The following is a 2,887-nucleotide window of genomic DNA, read 5'->3' on the forward strand; positions in this document are numbered from 1 at the left end:
AATTCAAACCGAAGGTAAAGAAATTACGGATTACTTTAATTCAAAGCTTTATAAGGCAACTTTTAAGAAATAATAGTTAGTTGTCTCTATTTTTAGCCACCGCCTTAGGGCGGTTTTTTTATGGGTAAGAATAATGGATTCTACAGAATACTTTTGGCTTACTCGGAAAAAAGAACCTAAAACTAAACTTAAAAGCCGGCCACTGCCAAAGCCTACACAAAAATATCTAGAGGCAGAAGAAGAATTTACTGAAACTTTAGATAATCTGGAAATTAAATATGAAAAGAAATTTCAGTTTAAGTCTACTAAGCACTGGCGGTTTGACTTTCATTTAATTGAGTATCGAATACTAGTTGAAATTGCGGGTGGTCCATGGTCTGGCGGTCGTAAGGGCAAACTTAAAAATAAAGCTTGTAGTCTTGATCGTTACGATGTGGCTGAAGAGATGGGCTACACCGTAGTTCGCATAGAGACAGCTTCAAGATGTCGCATTGATGAGTCTGGACCTTTGCAGTTACGGACTGAATACGCTAGTGAATGGCTAAAAATTTAAAGAGGCAAATATTTAATGGATCAGATCAGACCATTTCCTCCAACTGATTTTATTGACCAAGCAGATGAAGAGGAAGCGATTCGCATAGTAGAAAAAGATTATTTTTTTAAGCTTAGTTCTTGGTTTGGTAGGGATTAATGGTTGCTCAAAGGTGGAAAAAGAGTCAAAAGAAGCTATCTTAAGCACCTTAAAAGATCCTGATTCAGCCCAATTCCAAAATATAAAAGGATATTGCGGAGAGGTAAATTCTAAGAATAGCTACGGTGGTTATTCAATTTGCAATAATTTGGGAAGCACACTGCACTCCAAATAAATTATCTTTAAAAGAGCGCAATGAGTGTGTAAAGGATGCATATAATCAGTCTCTTATAATGGATGCAAGGCTTAAAGGGGTTTCCAAGGAAAGCTTAAGGAATGAAATATTAACAGACAAAAATGCATCAAAAGCAGAAATTCAAGAAGGCTTAAGAGATATTGATCGTGCGTATAACAGTAATTTCAAAGATAAGGGTCTATAGGCACAGGATGTTGTTGCTAAATGTGTAAAGTTGATTGATTAGTGAATTGGTAAAAAGCACCCTAGGGTGCTTTTTTATTTAGACAAAACGCACTTCAACATGTTTACCAATTGCCGCAGCATATTTTTGCAATGTGGCAATAGATGGTGATGGTTTGCCTGTGATCAATGCTTTTTCTAGCCGTGAAACGGCAGAGGTACATTTGTTCCCACGCGTTCCGCGATTTGCGCTTGGGATAGACCTGCCTCTCGACGTGCAGTAAGTACCATATCGAGCAAGGGCATTTCTTCACGTTCAATTCGTTCGTATTCGGTACGCACTGCTGAACGAGATAATGCAAGTGCTTTCATTTCTTCATGTGTTCGCATTTTTCACCTCTTTCATGCGGTCAAGTGCTAGGTTTAGATCTTGCTTAGGTGTTTTTTGGGTTTTCTTAACAAAACTATGGAGCATTACAATGCGTTTACCGACTAGTGTGCAATACATAACACGAGCAATACCTTCTTGAGATTTTAAGCGCAACTCAAATAGTCCTTTACTCATTGGTAATGTGTGAGATTCTCCTAAGTTTGCGCCGGGGGTGAGTCTATTACTTTACCCAGTGCATTATTTAATATAGTTCTATAGACATCCAAGCGTTCTTTGTAATTTTCAATAAACTTAGTCAACTCTATGTCACCAGGGCTACTTAACTTACGAAAATGTTTTCACTTCCTATTATTTCACGAAAATAAAAGCTCATTGTGCAACGAATATAAATATAAGATGACTTTTAAATCAGCTTGTCTCTAATCTCGAATCCGCTAATATCCTCAAAAGCTATTTTTCTTGTCCATTTACTTCTTCAAATACACCTTTGGGGTTCAAAAGCATGTGTTTGATCGGTTGACCAGTGAGCTGATTAATATCCAAAAGATCATAAACCATTTGTTGTCCTAGCTGTTCACGCCGGACGGCTTCAACAATTTCCTGCATGTTTTGAAATTCTTCAAAACTCAGAACAACAGCTTCGGGCGTATTCTTCGTATAAACAAAAACAGGTTTATGACTTTCTTTGACACATTGAACAATTTTGCTCCAAGATTTGCGAACATCAGACGCAGAAACAATCGCACCGTTTATAAAAGTTAATCGACTCATATCTAAGACCTTATACTGGATGGCAAAAATTAAATCACTTTAGAATATTGTTCCGAATGTAAGAAAACGACCGTTATTTATTATGGGGCTATTATATTTCTAAAATTAGTAGATGATATTTGTATGTAACTATATAATCTAAAAAAATAAATTTTAAATCGTGCAAATTAAAAATAGGGAAAGCTATGCTTACTGGAGTCTATATAAATAATGTTGCTACTTATAGTGTACCAACACAATTAGATGGTTTAAAGCAGATAAATTTTATATTTGGGGCAAATGGGTCAGGAAAAACTACAATTGTAGAATTATAGATCAACCATTAGGCTACACACATTGTTTACTTCAATGGCTTGGTGAAGAACCAATAAAAACTCTAGTCTATAATAAAGATTTTATTGATCGTAATTTCAATCAAGAAAATACCGTTAAAGGAGTTTTTACTCTAGGTGACGATCAAGTTGAGGCAGAAGGTCAAATTGCTTTATTGCGTCCACAAATGAGGGTGAATGGAAGCGTAAAAAATATCAGCCTGAATATCGTCGCCAATGGCGTAAATTACATATTGGTATAGATGCTAAAACCTTACAAATACGCGCTGTTCAGCTCACGACCAACAATTTGAGTGATTCACAGGTACTTGGTGATTTACTCGATCAGATTCCACAAGATGAGA

Annotated in this window: 7 protein-coding genes and 2 pseudogenes; 6 read left to right on the plus strand and 3 right to left on the minus strand. The window is 36.2% G+C overall.

What is annotated here, in order from left to right:
• Positions 1 to 133 precede the first annotated feature (133 nt).
• The 3 genes and pseudogenes from B806_RS0106280 (at position 134) to B806_RS19005 (ending at position 1,071) form a co-directional block, all read left to right on the plus strand.
• Positions 134 to 600 (plus strand): annotated as a pseudogene (locus tag B806_RS0106280) (hypothetical protein).
• On the plus strand, positions 569 to 691 hold the full coding sequence (locus B806_RS20165; RefSeq protein WP_004832986.1) for a hypothetical protein: 123 nt from the start codon (positions 569 to 571) through the stop codon (positions 689 to 691). Before B806_RS0106280 ends, B806_RS20165 begins: the two are co-directional and overlap by 32 nt.
• A 125-nt stretch (positions 692 to 816) precedes the next feature.
• The gene (locus tag B806_RS19005) at positions 817 to 1,071 is read left to right on the plus strand and encodes a hypothetical protein (protein ID WP_000236586.1); all 255 of its coding nucleotides are present in this window, start codon (positions 817 to 819) and stop codon (positions 1,069 to 1,071) included.
• A 176-nt stretch (positions 1,072 to 1,247) separates the two neighbouring features.
• Here the strand turns inward: B806_RS19005 and B806_RS0106300 are convergent, their stop codons facing one another.
• The 3 genes from B806_RS0106300 to B806_RS0106310 all read right to left on the minus strand — a co-directional run bounded on the left by B806_RS0106300 (position 1,248) and on the right by B806_RS0106310 (position 2,211).
• A complete protein-coding gene (locus B806_RS0106300; protein ID WP_002123976.1) occupies positions 1,248 to 1,439 on the minus strand; it encodes a hypothetical protein in 192 nt (63 codons plus the stop codon).
• Positions 1,426 to 1,593 carry a type II toxin-antitoxin system RelE/ParE family toxin gene (locus B806_RS0106305; protein ID WP_002072926.1) on the minus strand — a complete coding sequence of 56 codons (168 nt, stop codon included), beginning with the start codon at positions 1,591 to 1,593 and terminating at the stop codon, positions 1,426 to 1,428. Before B806_RS0106305 ends, B806_RS0106300 begins: the two co-directional genes overlap by 14 nt.
• 297 nt (positions 1,594 to 1,890) lie before the next feature.
• Positions 1,891 to 2,211: a type II toxin-antitoxin system Phd/YefM family antitoxin gene (locus B806_RS0106310; RefSeq protein ID WP_002123990.1), complete on the minus strand. Its 321-nt coding sequence runs from the start codon at positions 2,209 to 2,211 to the stop codon at positions 1,891 to 1,893.
• Between the two features lie 185 nt (positions 2,212 to 2,396).
• Between B806_RS0106310 and B806_RS20015 the strand changes: the two genes are divergently transcribed.
• The 3 genes and pseudogenes from B806_RS20015 to B806_RS19315 form a co-directional block, all read left to right on the plus strand.
• Positions 2,397 to 2,525 (plus strand): AAA family ATPase, encoded by a 129-nt coding sequence (locus tag B806_RS20015; protein ID WP_002123981.1) that lies wholly within the window; start codon positions 2,397 to 2,399, stop codon positions 2,523 to 2,525.
• Positions 2,526 to 2,578: 53 nt separating this feature from the next.
• The gene (locus B806_RS20020) at positions 2,579 to 2,785 is read left to right on the plus strand and encodes an AAA family ATPase (protein ID WP_233728806.1); all 207 of its coding nucleotides are present in this window, start codon (positions 2,579 to 2,581) and stop codon (positions 2,783 to 2,785) included.
• Positions 2,713 to 2,887: pseudogene (locus B806_RS19315) on the plus strand (transposase); the annotation flags it as partial. The gene B806_RS20020 and the pseudogene B806_RS19315, both read left to right, overlap by 73 nt.

It is taken from the genome of Acinetobacter sp. TG2027, assembly GCF_000302435.1.
In the GTDB taxonomy this organism is placed as follows: domain Bacteria; phylum Pseudomonadota; class Gammaproteobacteria; order Pseudomonadales; family Moraxellaceae; genus Acinetobacter; species Acinetobacter pittii.

Excerpts from the sequence above, each read along its gene's own strand:
- B806_RS20165 (WP_004832986.1), top strand. The coding sequence starts at position 569 with ATGGATCAGATCAGACCATTTCCTCCAACTGATTTTATTGACCAAGCA.
- B806_RS0106310 (WP_002123990.1), bottom strand. The coding sequence starts at position 2,211 with ATGAGTCGATTAACTTTTATAAACGGTGCGATTGTTTCTGCGTCTGAT.
- B806_RS20015 (WP_002123981.1), top strand. The coding sequence starts at position 2,397 with ATGCTTACTGGAGTCTATATAAATAATGTTGCTACTTATAGTGTACCA.
- B806_RS0106300 (WP_002123976.1), bottom strand. The coding sequence starts at position 1,439 with ATGCGAACACATGAAGAAATGAAAGCACTTGCATTATCTCGTTCAGCA.